General features: G+C 66.0%; 21 protein-coding genes. 11 read left to right on the top strand and 10 right to left on the bottom strand.

Annotated features, from left to right (window positions below):
- Positions 1 to 105: 105 nt before the first annotated feature.
- Positions 106 to 2121: an acetyl-CoA carboxylase biotin carboxylase subunit gene (locus tag D6B98_RS17545; RefSeq protein WP_126258189.1), complete on the bottom strand. Its 2016-nt coding sequence runs from the start codon at positions 2119 to 2121 to the stop codon at positions 106 to 108.
- Positions 2122 to 2311: 190 nt separating this feature from the next.
- On the bottom strand, positions 2312 to 3394 hold the full coding sequence (locus tag D6B98_RS17540) for a zinc-binding metallopeptidase family protein (RefSeq protein ID WP_126258188.1): 1083 nt from the start codon (positions 3392 to 3394) through the stop codon (positions 2312 to 2314).
- A 221-nt stretch (positions 3395 to 3615) separates the two neighbouring features.
- Between D6B98_RS17540 and D6B98_RS17535 the strand changes: the two genes are divergently transcribed.
- From D6B98_RS17535 to D6B98_RS17525, 3 genes are all read left to right on the top strand, one after another.
- Positions 3616 to 6093: a hybrid sensor histidine kinase/response regulator gene (locus D6B98_RS17535; protein WP_126258187.1), complete on the top strand. Its 2478-nt coding sequence runs from the start codon at positions 3616 to 3618 to the stop codon at positions 6091 to 6093.
- 158 nt (positions 6094 to 6251) lie between these two features.
- Positions 6252 to 7511: an arsenic transporter gene (locus D6B98_RS17530; RefSeq protein WP_126258186.1), complete on the top strand. Its 1260-nt coding sequence runs from the start codon at positions 6252 to 6254 to the stop codon at positions 7509 to 7511.
- Between the two features lie 122 nt (positions 7512 to 7633).
- On the top strand, positions 7634 to 7870 hold the full coding sequence (locus D6B98_RS17525) for a hypothetical protein (RefSeq protein ID WP_164718682.1): 237 nt from the start codon (positions 7634 to 7636) through the stop codon (positions 7868 to 7870).
- Between the two features lie 69 nt (positions 7871 to 7939).
- Here D6B98_RS17525 and D6B98_RS17520 read toward each other — a convergent pair whose 3' ends face one another.
- On the bottom strand, positions 7940 to 9304 hold the full coding sequence (locus D6B98_RS17520) for an MFS transporter (RefSeq protein WP_126258185.1): 1365 nt from the start codon (positions 9302 to 9304) through the stop codon (positions 7940 to 7942).
- 28 nt (positions 9305 to 9332) lie between these two features.
- Positions 9333 to 10100: a GntR family transcriptional regulator gene (locus tag D6B98_RS17515; RefSeq protein ID WP_126258184.1), complete on the bottom strand. Its 768-nt coding sequence runs from the start codon at positions 10098 to 10100 to the stop codon at positions 9333 to 9335.
- Positions 10101 to 10278: 178 nt separating this feature from the next.
- Between D6B98_RS17515 and D6B98_RS17510 the strand changes: the two genes are divergently transcribed.
- Genes D6B98_RS17510 through D6B98_RS17500 form a run of 3 tightly spaced genes read left to right on the top strand, consistent with a single transcriptional unit; the run spans position 10279 to position 13311 of the window.
- Positions 10279 to 11478: a mandelate racemase/muconate lactonizing enzyme family protein gene (locus D6B98_RS17510; protein WP_164718681.1), complete on the top strand. Its 1200-nt coding sequence runs from the start codon at positions 10279 to 10281 to the stop codon at positions 11476 to 11478.
- A gap of 12 nt (positions 11479 to 11490) precedes the next feature.
- Entirely contained in the window at positions 11491 to 12258 is a 768-nt protein-coding gene (locus D6B98_RS17505) for a glucose 1-dehydrogenase (RefSeq protein ID WP_126258182.1), read from the top strand.
- Positions 12259 to 12279: 21 nt separating this feature from the next.
- The gene (locus D6B98_RS17500; protein ID WP_126258181.1) at positions 12280 to 13311 is read left to right on the top strand and encodes an L-idonate 5-dehydrogenase; all 1032 of its coding nucleotides are present in this window, start codon (positions 12280 to 12282) and stop codon (positions 13309 to 13311) included.
- Between the two features lie 6 nt (positions 13312 to 13317).
- Here the strand turns inward: D6B98_RS17500 and D6B98_RS17495 are convergent, their stop codons facing one another.
- Positions 13318 to 14178 carry a DUF3280 domain-containing protein gene (locus D6B98_RS17495; RefSeq protein ID WP_126258180.1) on the bottom strand — a complete coding sequence of 287 codons (861 nt, stop codon included), beginning with the start codon at positions 14176 to 14178 and terminating at the stop codon, positions 13318 to 13320.
- A 191-nt stretch (positions 14179 to 14369) separates the two neighbouring features.
- Between D6B98_RS17495 and D6B98_RS17490 the strand changes: the two genes are divergently transcribed.
- Together D6B98_RS17490 and D6B98_RS17485 are read left to right on the top strand one after the other, a co-directional pair.
- The gene (locus D6B98_RS17490; protein ID WP_126258179.1) at positions 14370 to 15755 is read left to right on the top strand and encodes a sensor histidine kinase; all 1386 of its coding nucleotides are present in this window, start codon (positions 14370 to 14372) and stop codon (positions 15753 to 15755) included.
- Complete coding sequence (locus D6B98_RS17485) at positions 15752 to 16414, top strand: response regulator (protein WP_126258178.1); 663 nt, start codon at positions 15752 to 15754, stop codon at positions 16412 to 16414. Before D6B98_RS17490 ends, D6B98_RS17485 begins: the two co-directional genes overlap by 4 nt.
- A 21-nt stretch (positions 16415 to 16435) precedes the next feature.
- On the opposite strand, the gene D6B98_RS17480 is transcribed toward D6B98_RS17485, so the two are convergent.
- Positions 16436 to 17419, bottom strand: coding sequence for a VOC family protein (locus D6B98_RS17480; protein ID WP_164718680.1), 984 nt, complete (start codon positions 17417 to 17419; stop codon positions 16436 to 16438).
- A gap of 144 nt (positions 17420 to 17563) precedes the next feature.
- On the opposite strand from D6B98_RS17480, the gene D6B98_RS17475 reads away from it, so the two are divergent.
- Complete coding sequence (locus D6B98_RS17475) at positions 17564 to 18355, top strand: DNA-binding transcriptional regulator (protein WP_126258177.1); 792 nt, start codon at positions 17564 to 17566, stop codon at positions 18353 to 18355.
- 97 nt (positions 18356 to 18452) lie between these two features.
- On the opposite strand, the gene D6B98_RS40870 is transcribed toward D6B98_RS17475, so the two are convergent.
- The 3 genes from D6B98_RS40870 to D6B98_RS17465 are packed head-to-tail and all read right to left on the bottom strand — an operon-like array spanning position 18453 to position 20799.
- Positions 18453 to 18836 (bottom strand): cytochrome P450, encoded by a 384-nt coding sequence (locus D6B98_RS40870; protein ID WP_245481410.1) that lies wholly within the window; start codon positions 18834 to 18836, stop codon positions 18453 to 18455.
- 27 nt (positions 18837 to 18863) lie between these two features.
- On the bottom strand, positions 18864 to 19628 hold the full coding sequence (locus D6B98_RS17470) for a cytochrome P450 family protein (protein ID WP_245481409.1): 765 nt from the start codon (positions 19626 to 19628) through the stop codon (positions 18864 to 18866).
- Between the two features lie 22 nt (positions 19629 to 19650).
- Positions 19651 to 20799, bottom strand: coding sequence for an ABC transporter substrate-binding protein (locus tag D6B98_RS17465; RefSeq protein WP_126258176.1), 1149 nt, complete (start codon positions 20797 to 20799; stop codon positions 19651 to 19653).
- A 215-nt stretch (positions 20800 to 21014) separates the two neighbouring features.
- On the opposite strand from D6B98_RS17465, the gene mhpA reads away from it, so the two are divergent.
- Entirely contained in the window at positions 21015 to 22523 is a 1509-nt protein-coding gene (mhpA, locus tag D6B98_RS17460) for a bifunctional 3-(3-hydroxy-phenyl)propionate/3-hydroxycinnamic acid hydroxylase MhpA (RefSeq protein ID WP_126258175.1), read from the top strand.
- Positions 22524 to 22548: 25 nt separating this feature from the next.
- Positions 22549 to 23400, top strand: a complete 852-nt coding sequence (locus D6B98_RS17455) for a fumarylacetoacetate hydrolase family protein (RefSeq protein ID WP_126258174.1) — start codon at positions 22549 to 22551, stop codon at positions 23398 to 23400.
- 24 nt (positions 23401 to 23424) lie between these two features.
- Here D6B98_RS17455 and D6B98_RS17450 read toward each other — a convergent pair whose 3' ends face one another.
- Entirely contained in the window at positions 23425 to 24267 is an 843-nt protein-coding gene (locus D6B98_RS17450; RefSeq protein ID WP_126258173.1) for a hypothetical protein, read from the bottom strand.
- Positions 24268 to 24278: the final 11 nt, after the last annotated feature.

The raw sequence follows: 24278 nt of genomic DNA, 5'->3' as shown, positions 1-24278 counted from the left end.
GCGCAGCGAAGCAATCCAGGATCTTTCCGCAGAGGCAGTCTGGATTGCTTCGCTGCGCTCGCAATGACGGTGTTCGCGGGGACGCTGAGATCCCCACGAAGCGCTTTACGCAAACTCCAGGATCAGCGCGTCCACCGCCAGCGTCGCGCCGGCGCTGGCGTGGATCTTCTTCACCGTGCCGTCCTGCTCGGCGCGCAGCACGTTCTGCATCTTCATGGCTTCGACCACCGCCAGCGTCTCGCCGGCCTTGACCTCCTGCCCCTCGCTCACCGCGATCGAGACCACGAGGCCGGGCATCGGACAGAGCAGCTTCTTGCCGCTGTCGGAGGCCGTCGTCACCGGCATCAGCCGCGCAGAGGTCGCCTCCGCTTCGGTCCAGACATAGACCGGCACCTCGACACCCTGATGCGCGAGGCGGATGCCGTTGGCGATCGGACGCGCCTGCACCGCGACGAGGTGGCCGTCGATGGTGCCCTGCCAGACCGGATCGCCGGGCTTCCACGGCGACTGCAAGAGATGCGCATTGCCGGCCTTGCCCTCCGCGTCAACGAAGTGGATCGCGATCGCCTCGCCCTCGCGCGCGACCTCGAGCTGGATCTCCTGGCGGTCGAGCCAGACCGCGCGGCGCCGCTCGCGCTGCACGACGCGGCCGCCCATCTGGCCCGAGATCTGCCGCTTGCGCTCCCCCAGCACGTGATCGATCGCGGCGCCGACCGCGGCGATGCGCCGTGCGACCTCGCCTTCCGGCACGCGCACCGCAAAGCCCTTGGGAAACTCCTCGGCAATGAAGCCGGTCGACAGCCGCCCCTCGCGCCAGCGCGGATGATGCATCAGCGCCGACAGGAACGGGATGTTGTGACGGATGCCGTCGACATAGAACGAATCCAGCGCGGTCGACTGCGCCTCGATCGCAGCCGCGCGCGACGGCGCGTGGGTGACGAGCTTGGCGATCATCGGATCGTAGTGGATCGAGATCTCACCGCCCTCCTGCACGCCGGTGTCGTTGCGGATGGTGATGCCGTCCTGGCTCGCTTCCGCCGGCGGGCGATACTTCACGAGCCGCCCGATCGAGGGCAGGAAGTTGCGGAACGGATCTTCGGCATAGAGACGCGATTCCACCGCCCAGCCGGTCAGCGTGACGTCCTTCTGCGCGAGGGCGAGCTTCTCGCCGGCGGCAACGCGGATCATCTGCTCGACGAGATCGATGCCGGTGACGAGTTCGGTAACGGGATGCTCGACCTGGAGGCGCGTGTTCATCTCCAGGAAATAGAAGCTCTTGTCCTGCCCGGCGACGAACTCGACGGTGCCGGCGGAATCATAGTTCACGGCCTTGGCCAGCGCGACGGCCTGCTCGCCCATCTTGCGGCGCGTCGCCTCGTCGAGCAGCGGCGACGGCGCCTCCTCGATGACCTTCTGGTTGCGGCGCTGGATCGAGCATTCGCGCTCGCCGAGATAGATGACGTTGCCGTGCTTGTCGCCCAGCACCTGGATCTCGATGTGGCGGGGATCGACGATGAACTTTTCGACGAAGACGCGGTCGTCGCCGAACGAGGCCTTCGCCTCGGCCTTGGCGAGATTGAAGCCTTCGGCGACCTCGGCCTTCGAATGCGCGATGCGCATGCCCTTGCCGCCGCCGCCCGCGGAGGCCTTGATCATCACGGGATAGCCGATCTCGTCGGCGATCTTGACCGCGTGCTTGTCGTCCTCGATGACGCCGAGATGGCCCGGCACGGTCGAGACCTTGGCCTTGGCGGCCGCCTTCTTCGACTCGATCTTGTCGCCCATCGCCGCGATCGCGCCGGGGTTGGGACCGACGAAGACGATCCCGGCCGCCTCCAGCGCGCGCGGAAACGACTCGCGCTCGGACAGGAAGCCGTAGCCGGGATGCACGGCCTCGGCGCCCGTCTTGCGGCAGGCCTCCACGATCTTCTCGATCACCAGATAGCTCTCGGCGGCCGCCGGCGGACCGATCAGCACGGCCTCGTCGGCCATCTCGACATGGAGGGCGTCGCGGTCGGCCTCGGAATAGACCGCAACGGTCTGAATTCCCATGCGGCGAGCGGTCTTGATGACCCGGCAGGCGATTTCACCGCGATTGGCGATCAGAATGCGTTTGAACATGCTTTTTCTTGAGTCTCGACCTTGGGCGGGACCCTTCCCTGACCGTTGGGGCCTATGGGGGACGGGGCGTGTGGCTTCCGTGGTACATCAAAATGGGCTGGAGGCAACGGTCTAAATCCGGCCCGCTGCTGGCGTACCAGCGCAAGACCGAGACCGGTTCGGGAACGGGGCTGCCGAGCCCCCTTGTGCCCTACGCCTTCCCGGGCCCGGACGCGGACTTGGCCACATCCTGGACCAGGCCGTGAATGAAGCCCAGCTTGCCGACCACCGCGGGCGACAGGATGAACGGGTAGAGGTCGCGCAGGCCCATGGCGCGGTTGACGTTGTTCATAGCGAAGGTGAAGGGCAGCCATGCGTTGACCAGCGCCTCGACATCGCGGGCCTCGTAGGGGTTGAAGCGGATGCGCGCCGTCAACTCCCCGTCGCGGTCGACCTTGGGGCGCACCTCCATGCCGAACTCGCCAGCCATTTCCAGAGCATCCACGATGTGGACATAGTGCGCCCAGGTCTCGGCAAAATCTTCCCAAGGGTGGGTCGTGGCATAGGCCGAGACGTAGGTCTGCTGCCAATCCGGCGGCGGGCCTTCGGCATAATGGCGCTGCAGGGCCTGGCCGTAATCGATGGAATCATCACCGAAGACGGCGCGGCATTCCTCGAGCTTGCCGCCGCCCTGCACCAGCACGTCCCAGAAATAGTGCCCGACCTCGTGACGGAAATGCCCGAGCAGCGTGCGGTACGGCTCGCCCATCTCGAGCCTGCGCCGCTCGCGCTCGATGGTGTCGGCTTCGGTGAGCGCGATCGTGATCAGACCGTTGTCGTGGCCGGTCAGGATCCTCTCGCCGCTGTTTGGATCGTCGGCGAGGAAATTGAAGATCAGACCATGCTCGTGGTCTTCATGCCGCGTCCGGAGCGGCAGCTTCCAGCGGATCAGGGAATAGAACAGACGGTGTTTCGCCACCTCCAGCTCGCGCCAGCCGGCGAGCTGGGCCGGATCCGAGAGGTTCGGCACCATCCCATTGTGGCGGCAGGCGCGGCAATAGCCGGTGGCGTCGTCCGCGTCCGTGAGCCAGTTGCAGGCGTCGTAACCGGCGTTCCGGCACAGCATCCGGCTTTCGCCCTTGCTGGCCAGCATCCTCCAGGCCTCTCCGTCCGGCTCGATCGCCGACATCGTCTCCTGCTCCGGCAGGAAAGCGACCCGATGGCCGCAGCGTTCGCAGGCGCGATTCTCGAAATACAGCACGTTGCCGCAGGTCTGGCAGAGAAAGAGCTTCAAGATTTAGCCTCTTCGGAAAGGAGAGCTTCATGGAAGCTGGTCATTGCGCCTCGCGACGACGCGTCCGCCGGCTGATCGTTCCAGTCTCTGGAACAAATTGCCAGACCGGGTATTGGCATGACGTAGTCTTTGCGGTCCGCGCAAGTCCTCATTTTCCCGCGACGCGCTCCCTCGTAGGCAATGGCCATCACGCTCCGTCTGTGTGAATATCGGTCCGGCACGTGCGCTCCCGCATGACAACGGCCGATGCCTTGAACGATCCCTTGCCCGAGACCATCGCCGCCGAAAGGCTGCGCCAGCACCTCGAAGACGTCGCGCGCGAGCGCGACAACGCCTATCGCGCGCTCCAGGAGCGCGAGGCCGAGCTGGCACGCGTCCAGCGCATCGGCAAGGTCGGTGGCGTCGAGGTCGACTTTCGCGAGGGCTTCAAGAATCGCCGTTCACCTGAGTATCTGATCATCCACGGCCTGCCGCCGGAAGCTGCCCAGGAGTCGCACGAGGATTGGGTCAATCGTCTCCATCCCGACGACCGCGACGCCGCCGTCAAGCACTTCATCGATACACTCGCCGGCACCAGCGAAGACTACACCGCGGAATACCGCATCATCCGCCCCAATGACGGCGAGACTCGCTGGATCCGGGTCGTCGCCAAGATCGAACGCGACAAGGATGGCCGCGCCGTCCGCCTCGTCGGCGCCCATATCGACATCACCGACCAGATGCTCGCCCGCGAGACCCTGCGCGAGAGCGAGGAGCGCTTCCGCCTGATCGCCGACAGCGCGCCGGTGCCGATCTGGGTGACCAAGCTCGACCGCAAGCGCTCCTTCGCCAACCAGGCCTATGTCGACTTCGTCGGCCTGCCCTACGATCAGGCCATCGACTTCGACTGGCGCAAGGTGCTGCACCCCGACGACCTGCCGCACGTGCTGCAGCAATCCGTTGAGGGCGAAGCGTCACTCAAGCCCTTCGTGCTGGAAGCGCGTTACAGGAATGCCAGCGGCGAATGGCGCTGGCTGCGCTCGGAATCGCAGCCGCGTTGGGATCCGACCGGCAAGCATATCGGCTTCATCGGCGTGGCCCACGACATCACCGTCGCCAAGCAGGCCGAGATCGAGCTGCGACAACTCAACGAGACGCTGGAACAGCGCATCGCCGAGCGGACTGCCGAGCTCGAGTCCAACGAGTCCCGGCTCCGCGCCATCCTGGCCACCAGCAACCAATATCAGGGCCTGGTCAACCTCGAGGGCGAATTGCTCTATGCCAACCGCACCGCGCTCGACGGCATCAAGGCGAGCGCCGCGGACGTGATCGGAAAGCCGTTCTGGGATACGCCCTGGTTCACAGGCACCGAGGGCATGAGCGCCGCCGTGCGCGAGGCCTTCGACACCGTGCTCAAGGGCGAGCCCGTGCGGCTGGAGATGCGCCTGCGCCTTCCCATCGGCGAGCGCGATTTCGACTTCGGCATGCGCCCCGTGCTCGACCGCCAGGGCAACATCACCGGCGCCGTGCCCGAGGCCGTCGACATCACCGAGCGACGCCTCGGCGAGGAAGCCTTGCGGCAGTCGCAGAAGATGGAAGCGATCGGCCAGCTCACCGGCGGCGTTGCGCATGACTTCAACAACCTCCTCACCATCATCCGCTCGGCCACCGATTTCCTGCGCCGCCGCGAGCTGCCGGAAGAGCGCCGCCGCCGCTATGTCGATGCCATCTCCGAGACGGTCGAACGCGCTTCCAAGCTGACCGCGCAGCTTCTGGCATTCGCGCGCCGGCAGCCGCTGAAACCCCAGATATTCAACGTCGGCAGCCAGGTGGAGGCCGTCGCGCAACTGGTCCGGCCGCTGGTCGGCGGCCGTATCGACATCGCGGTGGAGATTCACGACGCCGACTGCTTCACCGTCGCCGACATCGCCCAGTTCGAGGCCGCGCTGATCAACCTCGCCATCAACGCCCGCGACGCCATGGACGGCGAAGGCCGCCTCACCATCGCCGTGCGCAAGGTCTCCGGCATCCCCAGCCTGCGCGCGCAGTCTGCGCGCAGCGGCGACTACGTCGCCATCTCCGTCGCCGACACCGGCAGCGGCATCGCGCCGGAACATCTCGAATCGATCTTCGAGCCGTTCTTCACCACCAAGGAGGTCGGCAAGGGCACCGGCCTCGGCCTCAGCCAGGCCTTCGGCTTCGCGAAGCAGTCCGAGGGCGACATCGCCGTGACGAGCAGGCAAGGCAAAGGCGCCACCTTCACCATCTACCTGCCGCAGGCACAGAGCCCTGTCGCCGAGAAGGAAGCCGCGGCGCTGACCCACGAAGCCGCCACCACCGGGCGCGGCTACCGCGTGCTCGTGGTCGAGGACAATGACGATGTCGGTCAGTTCTCGACCGAGCTGCTGGAAGATCTCGGCTATGTCGTCCGCCGCGTCGCCAACGCCAACGCGGCCCTTGCCATCCTCGGCGAGAACGAATTCGCCGTCGACCTCGTCTTCTCCGACGTCATCATGCCCGGCATGAACGGCGTCGAGCTCGCCGGCATCATCCGCGAGCGCTATCCCGGCCTGCCCGTGGTGCTCACCTCCGGCTACAGCAACGTGCTCGCCGAAAACGCCCATCGCGGTTTCGAACTGATCCAGAAGCCGTATTCGGTGGAATCGCTGTCGCGCATCCTGCGCAAGGCGATCACGGAGAAGCTGTCGGTGGCGCGGTAGATGTGAGCCAGCAGAAAGCTGTCGTCCCGGACACGCGCGCTTCCAAGCGCGCGCCGATCCGGGTTTTGCAGGTTTTGCCCGCCACATGGGCGGCGCCGTATTGAGGCTGGCGGATCCGTCCCGGGCACGGTAGTCAGGGGCGGATTTTGGAGATCGACTTGCCGACCCCGCCGTCTGCCGCCATCTGGGCCTGGAGCATCATCGTCGTCGCGACCGCAGCCGTCATCATCCGTCCGTTTCGCCTGCCCGAGGCGGTCTGGGCCGTGATCGGCGCGAGCGCGCTGGTGCTGCTCGGCCTGCTGCCATGGCAGGACGCGCTCACCGGAATCGAAAAGGGCCTCGACGTCTACCTCTTCCTGATCGGCATGATGCTGATCGCCGAGCTCGCACGGCTCGAGGGCCTGTTCGACTATCTCGCCGCGCTCGCGGTGGAATACGCGGCCGGCTCGCCGCAGCGGCTGTTCCTGCTGATCTATCTCGTCGGCACGCTGGTGACGGTGCTGCTCTCCAACGACGCCACCGCAATCGTGCTGACGCCCGCCGTCTATGCCGCGACGCGCGCGGCCGGCGCAAAGCCGCTGCCCTATCTCTTCGTTTGCGCCTTCATCGCCAATGCTGCGAGCTTCGTGCTGCCGATCTCCAATCCGGCCAATCTCGTCGTGTTCGGCGCGCGCATGCCGGCGCTGACCGAATGGCTGCGCCTGTTCGCGCTGCCGTCAATGGCCTCGATCCTGCTGACCTACATCGTGCTGCGCCTGACCCAGCACCGCGCGCTGAAGGAGGAGACGATTGCGCGCCGCGTGCCGCATCCCAAGCTCGGCCGCGGCGGCAAGCTGACGGCCGTCGGCATCGTCGCGATCGGCGTCGTGCTGGTCACGGCGTCGGCGCTGGACAGGCAACTGGGCCTGCCGACCTTCATCTGCGGCGGCATGACGGCCACGATCGTGCTGCTGCTCAGCCGGCAGTCGCCTTTGCCGGTGCTGCGGGGCGTGTCCTGGAGCGTGCTGCCGCTGGTCGGCGGGCTCTTCGTCATGGTGGAGGCGCTGATCAGGACCGGCGTGATCGCGCAGCTCAGCGCACTGCTGCACCAGGCGGTGGCCCAATCGGCTCCCCAGGCGGCCTGGAGCGTCGGCATTGCGACCGCGCTTGCCGACAACATCGCCAACAACCTGCCGGTCGGCCTCGTCGCCGGCTCGGTCGCCGCTAGCGATCATTTGCCCGCACCTGTCGTCAGCGCCATCCTGATTGGCGTCGACCTCGGCCCCAATCTGTCGGTCACCGGATCGCTCGCCACCATCCTCTGGCTGGTCGCGCTCCGCCGGGAAAAGATCGAGGTCGGCGCCTGGCCGTTCCTCAAGCTCGGCCTCCTGGTGACGCCGCCCGCATTGATCGGGGCGCTGGCGGCGGCCATCAGGTAAGGCGCAGCTTTCGAAATTGAATGCAAGCTGTTTGCGGTGCGTCAATGCCGGTGGCGACGCCATGGCTAAGAATCGAGTGTCGCGCAAATCGGATGGATATCGCGCGGCAAGGAAGGTTCATCATGCCGATCCAATCGAAGGCGTTGCCGCAGAGCTCCTTTGTGCGCCGCGCGTTCCGGCGCCTCACCGCAGCGAGCGAGGGCGGCGCCGAGACGGCCCACCCCCTGCTGGTCGTCACCGCATTGGTGCTGTTCACCCTGTTCGCCATGGTGGAAATCGACCTCCACTCGGCCCAGCTTCAGGCGATCGGCCTGCTCGGCCATGGCACGGGAATCGATCCGGTCTTCCTGGGTCCGTAGTCGCCGGCGCGCAGCACCCCGAAAATATCTCCCGATCGCGGCGACGACGCCGCGACCGGGCAGCCTTTCTCAGTCGTTCTCGTAGCCGTAGACTTCCGGCAGGATGAAGATCGCGGCAAGCAATCCGATCAGCGGAAAGATCGCGACCATCAGCGTGGCATTGGCCTGCCCGATCGCGGCGAACACCGTCGGAAACAGGAAGATCGCCAGGAACGACGGCAGCTTCACGAACATGTAGGCGAAGCCGCTCGCGGTGCCCCGATACTTGGGCTTGGCGACCATGGTCGGGATCGTCATGCAGTTCGACGCGTCCCAATAATGGCCCCACAACATCGCAGCGGCCGCGAACGGCAGCAGGATCTTGTTGTCGGTGTAGAGCGCGAAGGCCGCGACCAGCAGCGCGGCCAGCACGATCGAGAAGCCCGCGATCGAGATGCCGCGGTGGCCGATCTTCGGCGTCAGCAGCGGACCGACCCAGCCCGACAATGCGGCGAAGGAGAACAGCGCCATCGTCACCAGATTGATGCCGAGCACGCTCGACACGCCGACCATGACGAACAGGACCGGCAGATAGAACGCGAAGGTCGAGAACTCGCTGGCCTGCACGAAGCAGGCGATCCAGCCGTAGAGCGTCGCACGCCAGCGGATCGGATCCTTCCTGAGATCGGCGAGGAATGCGCGGGTCGAGACCTTCGGCACCTCGACGTCCCGGTCCGGCAGCATGTCGAGATTGTCGTTGAACATCTCGCGCGCGACCTGCTTGGCCTCGCGGTAGCGGCCCTTCTGCACCAGCCATACCGCCGTCTCCGGCACGTCGTGCCGCATGATCAGGATGATCAGCGCCGGCACCGCGCCGAGGCCGAGCGTCACCCGCCACAGCATCTCGTGATTCATGTCGATCAGGAGGAAGATCACGATGACGCCGATGGTGAGGACCTCGCCGACCGCGAACATGAACTGCCAGCGGTTGCCCATGACCTCGCGCTCACCCTTGGCCATGGATTCCATGATGTAGGTGTAGCCGGTCGAGATGTCGGAGCCGAGCGGAATGCCGAGCAGGAAACGGATCACGATCAGCCAGGTGATATCGGGCACGAAGGCCTGCGCCAGCGCCAGCACGATGAACAGCACCATCGTGGCCAGGAACATGACGCGGCGGCCGATCTTGTCGGAGAGCCAGCCGCCGAGCAGTGCGCCGATCAGCGCGCCACCCTGCGTGCCGGCCGCAGCAAGCCCGAGCATCAGTGCAGTGGGGTTGTACTGTTCCTTGATGAAGATCAGCACGAAGGCGATCGAATAGAGGTCCCAGGCCTCGACCAGGATCGAGGCCATCATCAGCCAGCCGACCTTGTTGCCCTTGGGGCTGTAGTTCGTGATGAGGTAGCGGACCGCGGCTTCGCTCGCGGTCGGTTGTGGCATCGCCATCGTTGACATTTTCTTGGGTCCTCTTCTTCGAAACTCTCTAGGTGCCGAGCAGCGGCTCGATGCTGCAATCGAGCAGGCGCGGGTCGATCCCCGCCTCCATGCCCGTGAACATCTCGCCCATGTAGTCGATCAGGGCATCGCTCGCCCTCACCGCGTCCTCGACGCGGCGGTTGGCAACAGCCGCGAGAATGGCGAGATGATGATCGATCGTGCCTGACAGATCCGCCTGCCCCGGCATGAAGCGGTGGTGGATGTAGCCGATGCGCCGATACAGCGTGTGCAGCGGCCGCATCGTGTGCACCAGGAACGGCTCGCCGGCCGCCTCCAGCACCAGCGCGTCGATGCGGCGGTCGATATGATTGAATTGGTCGAGCGTCAGACTGGCGCGGCGCTCGCGCAGCAACCGCTCGATATGCAGCGCCTGATTGCGATGCGACAGGCTGGCGCGATCAGCGGCGAGGCGGATCACGAAACGCTCCATGTCGCGGCGCAGCCCCAGCAGCATGCGCTCGCGCGCCAGATCGATCGGCGCGATGTGCAGGCCGTGACGGGGCCGGATGATGATCAGGGTATCGGCCGAGAGACGATTGACGGCGTGATGCACCGGTGTGCGCCCGAAGCCGGTGATGTGCTGCAATTCCAGCATCGTGATGAATTGTCCGGGCTTGAGCTCGCAGTGGACAAGGAGCTCTTCGATCTTCTGGTAGGCCAGCTCGAAGAAATTGAGCCGGTTGCGCCGCGAGGGCTTGCCCTCGCCGTCGTCGTCCTTTCTCACCACCTCGAGCGCGCGCTTGCGCTTTGCCATGTCGTTCTCTCCCGTCGGCCCGCGCTCTCGTTGCTGGATGGCGCCCTGTTTGTGCGAGCCTTAAAACATGTTGTGATATATTACAAGCGGGCGTAAAACTCCCGCGCGACCTGCAACAATGTTGCAGTGCGAAATGAGACGACGGACGCGCGACGTCTGTAATGGGAGGACAATTGCCGTGAAGATCACGTCGATCGAGACGCTGCGTACCGAGGAATTTTCCAACGTCATCTGGGTCCGCGTTCACACCGACACAGGTGTGATCGGGCTTGGCGAAACGTTCTACGGCGCGGGCGCGGTCGAGGCGCAGATCCACGATACCTTTGCCGGCCGCCTGCTCGGCCGCAATCCCCTGCACATCGAAGCGATCCATCGCGACATGCTCAACCTGCCGATGGCACAGTCCTCCACCGGCGTCGAATATCGCGCGGCCTCGGCGATCGACATCGCGCTGTGGGATCTGTTCGGCAAGGTCTGCAATCAGCCGGTGCACCAGATGCTCGGCGGCCTGTGCCGTGACAAGCAGCGCATCTACAATACCTGCGCCGGCACGCAATATGTCCGCTCGACCAATATCAGCCCGGTCTCGAACTGGAATCTCGGCGCCGCCAAGGGGCCCTACGAAGACCTCGACGGCTTCATGAACCGCGCCGACGCGCTGGCCGAAAGCCTGCTCGAAAGCGGCATCTCGGCGATGAAGATCTGGCCGTTCGATCCGGCGGCGCAGGAGAACAAGGGGCTCTACATCACTGCCGCCCAGATGAAGCAGGCGATCGAGCCGTTTGAGAAGATCCGAAAAGCCGTCGGCGACAGGATGGAGATCATGGTCGAGCTCCACTCGCTGTGGAACCTGCCGACCGCCAAGCAGATCGCGCGCGCGCTCGAGCCCTACAAGCCGACCTGGTACGAGGATCCGATCCGGATGAACTCGCCGCAGGCGCTCGCCGAATACGCCCGTTCGACCGACGTCTGGGTCTGCGCCAGCGAGACGCTGGGCTCGCGCTTCCCCTACAAGGACATGCTCGACCGCGACGCCATGCACGTGGTGATGGCCGATCTGTGCTGGACCGGCGGCCTCACCGAAGGCCGCAAGATCGCCGCGATGGCCGAGACCTATCACCGGCCCTTCGCGCCGCACGATTGCATCGGCCCGATCGGCTTCATCGCCGCCATCCACATGTCGTTCAGCCAGCCCAACACGCTGATCCAGGAATCGGTGCGCGCCTTCTACAAGGGCTGGTATAATGAGCTCGTCACCACGATGCCGGTGATCAAGGACGGTTTCGTCTATCCGATGGAGGGTCCCGGCCTCGGCGTCGACCTCCTGCCTGATGTCTTCGACCGCTCCGATCTCACCGTGCGCCGCTCCAACGTCTAAAGGACTTCCGACATGAGCACTTCCCTGTTCGATCTCTCCGGCCGCACCGCGCTCGTGACCGGCTCGTCCCGCGGGCTCGGCCGCGCCATCGCCGAGGGCATGGCGAAGGCCGGCGCCAGGATCATCATCAACGGCGTCGATCCCAAGCGGGTCGAGCAGGCCGTCGCCGAATTCCGTGCGGCCGGCCATCAGGCCGAAGGCGCCGCGTTCAACGTCACCGACGAGCCCGCCATCCTCGCCGCGTTCAGCGACTTCGACAAAAAGGGTATCGCGGTCGACATCCTCGTCAACAATGCCGGCATCCAGCACCGCAAGCCGCTGGTCGAGTTCACCACCGACGAATGGCGCAAGGTGATCGAGACCAACCTCACCAGCGCCTTCGTGATCGGCCGCGAGGCGGCCAAGCGCATGATCCCGCGCAAGCACGGCAAGATTATCAATATCGGCTCGCTCGGCAGCGAGCTCGCCCGCCCCACCATTGCGCCCTACACCGCGGCCAAGGGCGGCATCAGGAACCTGACCCGCTCGATGGCGGTGGAATGGGCCCAGCACGGCATCCAGGCCAATGCGATCGGCCCCGGCTACATGCTGACCGACATGAACGAGGCGCTGGTCAACAATCCCGACTTCAACAATTGGCTGATGGGCCGCATTCCCTCGAAGCGCTGGGGCAAGCCGGACGAGCTGGTGGGTGCGGCGATCTTCCTGGCGTCGGACGCCTCCACCTACGTCAACGGCCAGATCATCTTTGTCGATGGCGGCATGATCGCCGCGATGTGATCGCGAACCAGGAGCAGCCCCATGCGTGCCGTCGTCATTCACGCCCCGAAGGATCTGCGGATCGACCTCTACCCCGATCCGGCGCCCGGCCCGGGCGAGGTCCGCGTCAAGATCGCCAATGGCGGCATCTGCGGCTCCGACCTGCATTACTACCATCACGGCGGTTTCGGCGTCGTCCGCATCCAGCAGCCGATGGCGCTGGGGCATGAGATCGCCGGCGTGGTCGCTGATGTCGGCGACGGCGTCACCTTCGTGAAGCCGGGCACGCGCGTTGCGGTCAACCCGAGCAAGCCGTGCGGTGTGTGCCTGCATTGCCAGGAGGGCATGCGCAACCAATGCCTCGACATGCGCTTCCTCGGCAGCGCGATGCGCTTTCCCCACGTGCAAGGCGGTTTCCGTGAGTTCATCACGGTCGACGCCGCGCAAGCCGTGCCGATCGCGGACAAGCTCTCGCTCGCGGAAGCGGCGGTCGCCGAGCCGCTGGCGGTCTGCCTTCATGCCGGCAAGCAGGCCGGCCCCCTGCTCGGCAAGCGCGTGCTGATCACCGGCTGCGGCCCGATCGGCGCGCTGATGATCCTGGTGTCGCGCTTCGGCGGCGCGGCCGAGATCGTGGTGACCGATGTCGCCGAGGCGCCGCTCGCGGTTGCCAGAAAGCTCGGCGCCAGTCACGCCATCAACGTCGCGGCCGATGCCACCGCGCTCGATCCCTGGCGCGCCGGCAAGGGCGTGTTCGACACGTTGTTCGAAGCCTCCGGCAACCAGGCCGCGCTCCGTACCGCGCTCGATGTGCTGCGCCCCGGCGCCACGCTGGTGCAGCTCGGCCTCGGCGGCGAGATGACGCTGCCGATCAACTCCATCGTCGCCAAGGAATTGCAGCTGCGCGGCACCTTCCGCTTCGACCCCGAGTTCGAGTTGGCGGTGCGCCTGATGGGCGAAGGCCTGATCGACGTCAAGCCGCTGATCACGGCCACCATGCCGTTCGACAACGCCGTCGCCGCCTTCGAGCTCGCCAGCGACCGCTCGCAGTCGATGAAGGTGCAGCTGACGTTCTGAACCGCGCTACTGGCTCTCGATCAGCCGGTCACTGACCAGCCGAACCGCGCCGCGCTTCCAGGAATAGTCCGCGCCGAGACGCAGGCCGCTGTCGCCGCGCACCAGCACTGCCCCGGTGCCGGCATCGCGCAGCTGAAAGCCGAGCGTGTATTCGGTGCGGCTGACTCGCCGCACCACGCCGATCAGCGCTTGATCGGCGCCGAGCGCCTTCGCAATTGCCGCCTCGCAACCGCCGCAGTCGCGCAGCGCACCCGCCGTCGCCGCCTCCCGGCTGACCTCGACGATCCGGTAACGGCCGGATTGGCCGAGCGCCTCGCGCACCGCGCCGGTGGCCTCCGCGAGATGCGATGCGTCCGACGCAGCTGACGCGCCCACCGAGGCTGCGGTCGTATCCTCGAGCTCGAAATCGAACACGGCGAGCGCAATCGGCGCGGGCGCTGCGAGCGCAGCCATGATCTCGCGGGAGACGAAGATCTCGGCGCGCTCCCATGCTTCATCATTGTCGCCGCGGAAGCTGTAGAGCTTGTCCATCACGAGCCTCTTGGCGCCGATGTCGATCACCGCGACCTTGGCCCATTGCACCAGCGTGCTCGTCTTCTGGATCCCGCCGATGACCTTGAACGCGGCACCGTCCTCGGCAGAAGGCACCAGCCGATAGCGTCCACCCTCGCCGATATCCCGCCTGAGCGCGGCCATGAACGCCTGAAGCCGGCGTTCGTGGGCAGCAATCTGGTTGGTCGGCTCGGCCGACGTGTCGGTATAGCTGAAATCCTCCATGGCAACGCCAATGGCGGCCTCGGCGGCAGCAGGAGCATGGGGCAGGACCAAGAGGAGAACAGCAGCAAGGATCAATCGGAAGAAGTGCATGAGCAGGGCCTCGCCAAGACCAGCGGTTGGCAAATCTCGGCGGCAGGCCGAGGCCTCTGCAACGGCGACCGTCCCGGTGAGCCCCGGGAAAATTTCACGACGTTGCACTGCGGTAACGCGCGGCGCTTTCCGCGGCCAGCGTTCTGCCGTTTAATGCGGAGGCGACAAAACCGTTCGCGCAAGGTGCCCCGATGTGGAACCGCCCGAGATTCGATCTCAAGGTCCGTCTGACGTTGCGCGTGGCCGCCATAACCGCCGCCTGCTTCGCCGCAATCTCCGCCTATTTCCTGATCGCCGCCGACCGCGACGCCCATGCCCGCATCGACGGCATCGCCGCGATCGTGGCGAAGTCGCTGGAGCTGCAACAAGGCAAGATCCAATGGCTGCCCGGTCCGCGCTCGGACTTTCCCAACCTTGACCCCGTCGCGGCCTATGTGATGACGCCCGGCCTGTGCCTGGCATTCCGCGGTGCGAGCGGCGAGATGCTCCAGCGGTTCTGCAGCGGTGCACCGGCCCCGGCGAGCCCGCCGCCGCAGGCCTTCGCGGCCTTCTATCGCAGCCTGTTCGATCCGGGCCGCGAGGCCGCACGGCCCGTGACGGTGCGCGGAGCCAAGCTCGGCGAGATCGTGGTGTCGGTCGATCCGGCGGTGCGGACGGCGGAGGCCTGGCACGACGCCGGCCGTCTGACGATCGCGCTTGCGATCGCGCTGCCGCTGTTGTGCCTCCTGGTCTACGCCGCGCTGGCACGCGCGCTGCGCCCGACCCGTCTGATCTGCACCGGCCTCGAGCGGATCGCGGCCAACGACCTCACGGCGCGGCTGCCGCCGTTCGATCTCGCCGAACTGTCCGCAATCCGCGACGGCTTCAACCATCTCGCCGAAAGCCTCGACAATGCGCTGGCCGAACGCAGCGAGCTGACGCGCAAGCTGATCGCGCTGCAGGACGATGAGCGCCGCCATCTCGCCCGCGAGCTGCACGACGAGTTCGGTCAGTCGCTGGCCGCCATCCGCGCGCTGGCCTCCTCTGCCCGCCACACCGCGGCGCAGGACTGCCCTGCTTTGCTGTCCGAATGCGACGGCATCGCGCGAACCGCGACCGGCATGATGGAGACGCTGCGCGGCGCGCTGTTCCGGCTGCGGCCGCCCGACGTCGAGGAGCTCGGCCTCGTTGCGAGCCTGGAAGGCCTCGTCGCCGGCTGGAACGGCCGCAGCCGCGGCGAGACGCGCTTCACGATCCAGTTCGACGGCGCGTTCGAGACCCTGCCGGCCGCGATCAGCGCCAACCTCTACCGCATCGTGCAGGAGGCGCTCACGAACGCCGCCAAGCATGCCGGCGCCACCAAGGTCGGGGTCCAATTGACGATGGCCGGAGAGGAGATCGCACTGGCAATCGACGACGACGGCCGGCCCGGCGATGCCTCGAGCAAGTCCGGCATGGGCCTGCTCGGCATGCGCGAGCGCGTGGCCGCCTTGCGCGGCCGGATGAGCTTCGACGTCGGCCCCAACGGCGGCTCGGCGCTGCGCGTCGTCATTCCGCTCGCCGCCACCGAGCCGCCGGTGCTGGAGCATGCGGCATGACCGCGGCCGATGCGTCGATCCTGCTGGTCGACGACCATTCCGTCGTCCGCGAGGGCTATCGCTCGGTGCTCCAGAAGCAGCCGGGCCTGCGCGTCATTGCCGAAGCGGCCGACGGCGCCGAGGCCTACCGGCTGTACAAATCGGAGGCGCCCGATCTCGTCATCATGGATTTGAGCATGCCCGGCATCGGCGGCATCGAGACGGTCAGGCGGATCAGGCAATGGGACAAGGGTGCAAGGATCCTCATCTTCACCATGCACCAGAATGCGAGCTTCGCCGTGCAGGCGATCCGCGCCGGTGCCAGGGGTTACGTCACCAAGACCAGCCCGCCGGAAACGCTGGTGCGCGCCGTGATGGACGTGCTCGCCGGCAAGATCGCCATCAGTCCCGACATCGACCACGAGCTCGCGCTGAGCCGGCTCGGCGGCGAAAGCTCGGCCGCCGACGTCCTCACCGCCCGTGAGTTCGAGGTGCTGCGGCTGCTGCTCGCCGAGAAGACGACGGACGAGATCGCCGGAACGCTCCATGTCAGCCCGAAGACGGTGGCGAACCTGCATTCGCTGATCAAGGACAAGCTCGGCGTCGGCTCCGACATCGAACTGGTCCGCCTCGCGCTCCGCCAGGGCCTCTTGACGGAGCCCGATCTCGGCGAGGGCTGATCGTCTTCGCGCCACCGCGGATCATTCGCGCGCGACCACCTGGTCCAGCCACGCGCAGTTCAGCGGCGGCACGCGCGGATCGGCGACGCGAACGCCACGGGCGGCCGCATCCAGCCGCATGTCGCGCAATCGCTTGCGCTGCTCTTCCGGCATATGGAGCCGCTCATGGCCCCACAGCGACGGCCCGTCGAAGGTCTCGTGCGGCTGCCAGGTCTCAGGATCGATCACGCGCCCGCCCCAGCCATATTCGATGAAGAAGCCGGAGGGCGTGTTCACGTAGAACGACGTCATGTGATCGTTAGTATGCCGGCCCAGCGTGTAGGCAACACGGCCCTCGTCCAGCTGCGCCAGGTCGTAGCCCTGACCGACATCGTCGAGGCTGCCGAGCTCGACCATGAAATGATGCATCGCTTTCCGCCCGGAGCCGACCATCGCAAAGCTGTGGTGGCGGCCGTTGACGTGGAAGAAGTACAGCCCATAGGGCTTCAGGCCGAAATCGGAGACGTGAAAGCCCAGCACGTCGCGATAGAACGGCAAGAGCAGTTCGACATCCTCCACATTGAGCACGACGTGCCCCATGCCCAGCGCGCCGGTGCGAAAACCCGAGATCGGCCGGCCCGGCCTGAAGGGCTCGGTCGCAAGCTCCGGCTTGCAGAAGGCCTCGAGCCGATTGCCCGCCGGATCGGCGAACGAAATCAGCTCGGTGACATGCCGCTCATCGGCAAGCGAGCGCGATCCAGGCGTCACCTTGACGCCGTGGCTTTCCAGCCGGCCGGCGAGGCGGTCGAGCTCTGCGCTTGACGGAACTTCCCACCCCATCACGGCGAGGCCGGCATCGCTGCTGCCATCGACGATCAGCCGCTGCTTGCGATCGTCCATCCGGAAGGCGCGCATCTTGCCGCCGCGGTCGACCTGCTGCATGCCGAGCAGCCCAGTCGCCATCCGGCCCCATTGGTCGAGCTGCGATGAATTGATTCCGATATAGCCGAGCGCGGTGATTTCCATCGAAGTCCTCCCGAAGGCATCGCGTGTGCCGCAATGCGGCGAACTTGATACCGGCCGCGCACGATCCTACGGTGGCGTTCCGCAATCGCTTCGCGCTCGCAACGATAATCGCGGGACCGTGCACCACAAGGGAGGAAATGCGAAGTGTCCAAGGAGCGGACGGGGCCGAGAGCGCCGCGGCAGTCCGAAGGCGTCCGCGCCTTCAAGCGCGGGCTCGACGTGCTGCGGGAGGTCAACCGCTCCGGCGGCATCCGTGCCGGCGACGTTGCCCGCGCGCTCGACCTGCCCCGCCCCACCGTCTATCGCCTGCTCGAAACCCTGGAGGAACTCGGCTACATCGCCCGCAGCGCCAGCGACGACCGTTTTCGCGTGACCCGGCGGGCGCTGAGCCTCGGCGACGGCTACGATCCCGGCGTCGTGATCTGCCAGGCGGCGGCACCCTATCTCGCCGAGCTCAGCAAGACCCTGGTCTGGCCGGTCGATCTCTCCACGTATGAGAACGCCGCGATGGTCGTGCAGGAGACCACTCACGCGCGCAGCCCGCTCTCGATCGACCGCGGCATGATCGGCAAGCGGCTGCCGATGCTGCGCACCTCGGCCGGCCGCGCCTATCTCGCCGCCTGCCCCGACCACGAGCGCGAGCTGATCCTCAATCACCTGCGCCGCATCGACGAGGCGGACGACCGCCCCTTCCTCGAGAAAGGTCGGCTCGCCCGCATGATTGCCGAGACGCAATCGCGCGGCTACGCCATCCGCAGCGAGGGAGAGTACAATGCGAAGACCGCGTCGATCGCCGTGCCGATCGTGCGGGGCGGCGCGGTGTTCGGCTGCATCTCCATCATCTGGATTCGCTCGGCATTGGCGATCGAGGACGCGATTGCGCAGTTTGTCGGACCGATGCGCGATACCTCCGAGGCGATCCCGGTCGGCGCCTAAAGCATGATCCGGAAAAGTGCGCAGCGGTTTTCCGAAAAGATCATGCTTAAACAACAACCTAAAGCGCGATGACGATTCATCCTAATCGCATCGCGCTTTAGCTCACCCGTACCGGCAAGGATGCCAGGCCCCGCAACACGTTGTTGAGCGCCAGGACGGGCTCGCCGATATCGAAGTGCCGGACCTTCTCGACCAGAACTTCGAGCAGCGCGGTCATCTCCAACCGGGCCAGATGCAGGCCCGCACACATGTGGCTGCCATTGCCGAACCCGAGATGATCGCTGGCACGCCGACGCACATCGAAGCGCTCCGGATCCTGCCACTTCCGCTCGTCGCGATTGGCCGATGCATAGAGCAGCAGCACGCGACTGGCCTTCGGGACGGTGACGTCCCCGATCGTCGCGTGATCGGTCAGATGGCGCGTAAATCCCCGTATCGGAGATTCCAGGCGCAATGCTTCGTTGATCGCGCCCGGAATCAAGGCGGGGTCCTGCCGCACAAGATCCCATTAATCGGGATATTTGCCGAACAACAGGATCAGGTTCGCCGTCGCAAAGATCGTCGTGTCGAGGCTCGGCCCCAGATAATCGCGCATCAGCACCGGGCAGCGCTCGGGCTCGATCTCTCCACGGTCCGCGGCCGCGAAAATCCTGTCACCCCAGCTGCCCGGCCGCAGGCGCCCGCGGATGGCGGAGCCGCCGAGATAGTGACGCATCTCCTGCACATCGGCCATGGCCGCGCAGGCGCGATCATTCATCGCACCGAGCACGTTGAACGTCGCCGACGCCCATCGCAGCATGCTGCCGCGCCCATACTCCTCCAGACCCACGAGCTTGGATACGATGGTCAGCGGCAGATGCTGCGCCAGATCCGTCACGGCGTCGAACCGCCCACGGCTCACGAGATCCTCGACGAGTCGCCGCGCCTCCGCCCTGATCTCGGGTCCGATCTCGTCCAGCGCTCTCGGCAGCAAGGGAGCTGCGATGATCGCACGCAAGCGATCGTGCAACGGCGCATCGCTCGCGAGCGTCGTGCCTCTCGACATCTCGTTGACATGATCGTTGGCGGCAACGCCCTCGGCCGAGGAGAACAGGCCGGAATTGCGCAAGGCTGCACGGACGTCCTCGAAACGGCCGACCGCGTAGAGCCCGCTGCGCGGGAGCCAGACGGCTGCCCCCAGATCGCGCAACGCGCGATAGTGCCGATAGGGTTGGCGCAGGACGTCGTCGGCGTAGAGATCGACGTCATAGACCGGACATTCCGCCACAGGCATGATCCCCGCTCCGTTCTGCCGCTCAGCGCACTGCAATCCATTCGCCCTTGTCGAGCTTGCCGAGCGTCAGCGCGCTCGGGTCCAGTCCGGTGTGGTCGTTCGGCCCGTAATTGTAGATCCCGCGTGATCCCGCGATGCCCTTCAGCCCCTCGATCGCGCTTCGCAGACCTTCCCGAAATTCCGCGGTTCCGGGCTCTCCCGTCCGCAATGCCGCGGGCACCGCCTGCTCGATCAGGATCAACGCGTCGTAGGCCGAACCTGCAAAGATGTTGCGGCTGCCGGGTCCAAACTTGGCCTCGTAGCGCTGGATGAACGCGAGCGCCGCCTTCTTGGCGGGATAATCGTCCGGGAAAGACGCAGCGCCCACGGCCGGGCTCAGCGGCACGAAGATGCCGTTGCCCTGGGTGCCCGTCAGCTTGCGGAAATCGCCGAATGTGGCACCGAGCGTCCCGTAGATCTGCCCCTCATATCCCTTCTCCCGCAATTGCATCAGCGGAAGGGCCGCCGGTGCGCCCGAGGCCGCAATCAGAACCGCATCCGGCCGGGTTGCGATGATCTTGAGGATCTGCCCAACCACCGTGGTATCTGTCCGCGCGTATTTCTCGTCGGCGACGAGCTCGATCCCGGCAGTCGCGCACATGTCGGCGCCGACCTTGCTCCAGGCATCGCCATAGGAATCGCCAAAGCCGATCAGCGCGAGCTTCTTGACGCCGGTCTTCTTCATGTTCGCGAACAGCGGCGCCGCCTCGTGATCGTCATTGGTTGTGGTCTTGAATATCCAGCGCCGCCTGGCATCGACCGGGGCCACCAACGCATTGACGGGCGCAAGCGTGATCACCGGCAACTTGTATTCAACCGCCGGATCGATCACGGCGAAAGAGCCCGGCGTCGAGGTCGGCCCGACGAGGATGTCGATCTTGCTCTCCTGGTAGAGCTTCCGCAGCGCGCTGACCGCCGCGGTGCTGTCGGAGGCTTCGTCAAGGAAGAGATAGTTGACCTTCCTGCCGGCAATCTCGGCCGGGCCGAAAGCCGTGCCGTTCCGCTCGGCATTGCCGATCGCTGCGGCCGGTCCGGTTGCCGAGAGGATGATCCCGACGTTGATATCGGCAGCAAAACCCGGCGCGGCGCAGAGTTGCACCGCAAGGCATACGCCCAGCATCGTTCGCAGCATCGCCATCTCCTCCCGGCGGCCGCCTCGCAGGCAGCCTGCACTTTATTGCTGTTGCACTGATCCTCCTTAGCCACATGGAGCCTGAAGTGCTTAGTGCGATCGTCGAATCGTCCGGCTGGCGGACAGTGGGCGGAAGCCGGGACCGGCGTCCGCTGGGCGGACACTTCGGCCAGCGGCGTTGATGCTGCGGCGCAGCTTGGGGAAGAGATAGCTCCATGCAAGATAACGCCACGCCCGAAAACTTCGACGTCGTGATCGTCGGCCGCGGCCCGGTCGGCGCCACGCTCGCCAACCTGCTCGGCCTGTGCGGCGTGCGCACGCTGGTGCTGGAGCGCGAGGCGCGGACCTATCATTTGCCGCGCGCGGTGCATTTCGACGACGAATGCATGCGCGTGTTCCAGACCATCGGCCTGGCCGACGCCATCCTGCCGCACGTGATCCTGAGCCCCGGGATGCTGTTTCTCGACGCCGACGGCCGCATGCTGCTGGACTGGTCCCGTCCGCAAACGCTGACCCCGATGGGCTGGCATCTCAGCTATCGCTTCCACCAGCCCGAGCTGGAGGATGTCCTGATCGGCGGCCTCTCCCGCTGGCCACACGTCGCCTTGCGCAATCGGTGCGACGTCTTCGCGCTCGATCAGGACGAGCGTGGCGTGCGCGTCCGCTACGAAGACCTCTCGAACGGAAAGCTCACTGAAGTCCACGCAGCCTATGTGATCGGCTGCGACGGCGCACGCTCGCTGGTCCGCCGCTTCATCGGCTCCGGCATGGACGATCTCGGTTTCCACGAGCGCTGGCTGGTCATCGACGTGCTGCTCAAGCGCGCGCGCGACGATCTTGGCGACTACAGCCTCCAGCATTGCGATCCCGCGCGCCCGGCGACCTATGTGCGCGGCACCGGCATGCGGCGGCGCTGGGAGATCACGGTTCTTCCGGACGAGGACTCCCAGGACGTCGCGCAACCAGCCAAAGTCTGGGACCTGTTGTCGCGCTGGATCACACCCGACGATGCCGAGATCGAGCGTGCTGCGGTCTACACTTTTCATTCCGCGATCGCCCAGCAATGGCGGAATGGACGGTTGCTGCTCGCGGGCGATTCCGCACATCAGACCCCGCCCTTCCTCGGCCAGGGGATGTGCGCGGGCATCCGCGATGCCGCGAACCTTGCCTGGAAGCTCGACGCCATCATCCGGGGCGGTGCCAGCTCCGAACTGCTCGAGACCTATCAGAGCGAGCGCCTGCCGCATGTGCGCGAATTCATCGAGCTCGCCATTCGCCTCGGCGGATTGATCAACACCAAGGCGATCGAAGCGGGTCTGGCTGCGGGCGAGCCCCGCGAGAACGCGCCGGTGAAGCTCGAGGTGAAGAAGCCCCTGCTCGGCCCCGGGCTGGCACCCCGCGACCTGCCTCTCGCCGGAGATCTGGCGCCGCAGTTCGAGCTGCGAGACGGCAGCCGCAGCGACGACCAGGTCGGCTACAGCCATGTGCTGTTCATCGCAAACGCGGCCGCTCTCTCCCTGCGCCCGGCCCTCGCCCAGACAGGACTCAAGATCCTGAGCAGCGATGACGCGCCGGCCATCGGCGACTGGCTGCGCAAGCACGACATCATCGCCGCGCTCGTACGCCCCGACCGCTATGTGCGCGGCACGGCCCGTAGCGAAGCCGAACTCGACCAGTTGATCGCCGCCATCCAGCCTTTAGCCTGCGTGCCGTCCGCGGCCTGACCGAACATTTCTCAGGGATGATCTCATGAAGCTGCTTTCTTTCATCGCCGACGGCCGCTCCTCCTTCGGCGCCGTCAAGGACAATGCCGTCGTCGATCTCGGCGCGCGGATGACGGGCTGCACGACGCTGCGGCAATTGCTCGAAACCGGCCGCGTGGCCGAGGCGACCAGGCTGGTCGCGTCCACCGCGCCCGATCATCCGCTCGAGCGCATCACCTTCCTCCCGGTCATCCCCGATCCCGGCAAGATCATCTGCGTCGGCCTCAATTATCGGGACCACGTCGCGGAGACCGGCCGCACCGTCACCGAGAAGCCGGCGCTCTTTGCGCGCTTCGCCTGTAGCCAGGTCGGCCATCTCCGGCCGATCGTGAAGCCGAAGGTCAGCGACGATTTCGACTATGAAGGCGAGCTCGCGCTGGTCATCGGCAAGCAAGGGCGCCACATCCCACCAGACCGTGCGCTCGGGCACGTCGCCGGCTATTCCTGCTACAATGAAGGCAGCGTCCGCGACTGGCAGCGCCACACCAGCCAGTTCCTGTCCGGCAAGACCTTTGCCGAGAGCGGCAGCTTCGGTCCGTGGCTGGTGACGGCGGACGAGATTCCCGATCCATCAAAGCTCAGCTTGCAGACGCGCCTGAACGGCACCGTCGTGCAGGACACCACCACCGATCTCCTGATCACCGCCATCCCCGAGCTGATCGCCTACATCTCCACGATCTGCCCGCTCGACCCCGGCGACGTCATCGTGACGGGCACGCCCGGCGGCGTCGGTGCCAAGCGCACGCCGCCCCTGTGGATGCGCCCGGGCGACACCGTCGAGGTCGAGATTTCCGGCATCGGAACCTTACGCAACAAGGTGATCGCCGAGCCGGCCTGACCGCCGCCTTCGCGATCAGAACGTTCACGCCAGATAGAGCGCCAGATAGCCCTGCATCGCATAGAGCGCGCAGAGCGCCAGGCTCGACCACACTGCGGCGCTGAAGTACAGGAACATCCAGGTCAGCTCGCCCTTCCAATGCGCGATGTCGTGGGTCACCACCCAGCGCGTCGAGACGTCATGCAGGCCTTCGAGGAAGCCCATGAACGTATTGCCCTCGGCGTGCCCTGCCCGCCAGCGGCTGAGATACATCGGCACATCGACGGTGACGAGGAAGGCGAGGAAGCAGGCGATGCCGACGATGCCTGACATCAGCGCCCAGCGCACCACGCCCTGGAATTCCGGCATCAGGCGGCACAATGCGATGCCGGCGAGGAAGAAGGTCACCGCCCACAGCGAGTTCTCGATCGCGTTGTAGAGGAAGTTGGTCGTCACCACCGCATACCAGGAGAAGCACTCCGCGAGGATGATGATGGGCACGATCACGAGCGCGATGTTCACCGCGGTCTCCGCACCCGTCATGTGACCCAGCTGATGCAGGATGATGGCCCATTGCGCCACGAAGCAGAGCTCGGCCACGGTCGCGACCGTCCGGCCGACCACGACGCTCGACAGCCAGGTGTCGAACAGGCAGATGCGCTGCACGTCGGCGCGCGGCAGGAATGAGCGAAACGCGCAGCCGAACACATAGCCGGCGCAGAGCAGGAACATCAGCCCGATGCCGGAGCCGCCACCGTAGCTGCCCGAAGGCGTCGGGTAGAACTCGCGGTACAGCATGAACCAGACCAGGATATTGGCGCTGCTTACAAGCGTGAGAGATCCCCACCACCACGCGAGGGGGTTTGACCGCGCCTGCCACTGCAACATTGAGCCGCTCC

Source organism: Bradyrhizobium sp. LVM 105 (genome assembly GCF_003957705.1).
Lineage (GTDB): Bacteria > Pseudomonadota > Alphaproteobacteria > Rhizobiales > Xanthobacteraceae > Bradyrhizobium > Bradyrhizobium frederickii.
The sequence above is the reverse complement of the archived record's forward strand: the minus strand, read 5'-3'. Positions and strand labels throughout refer to the sequence as shown.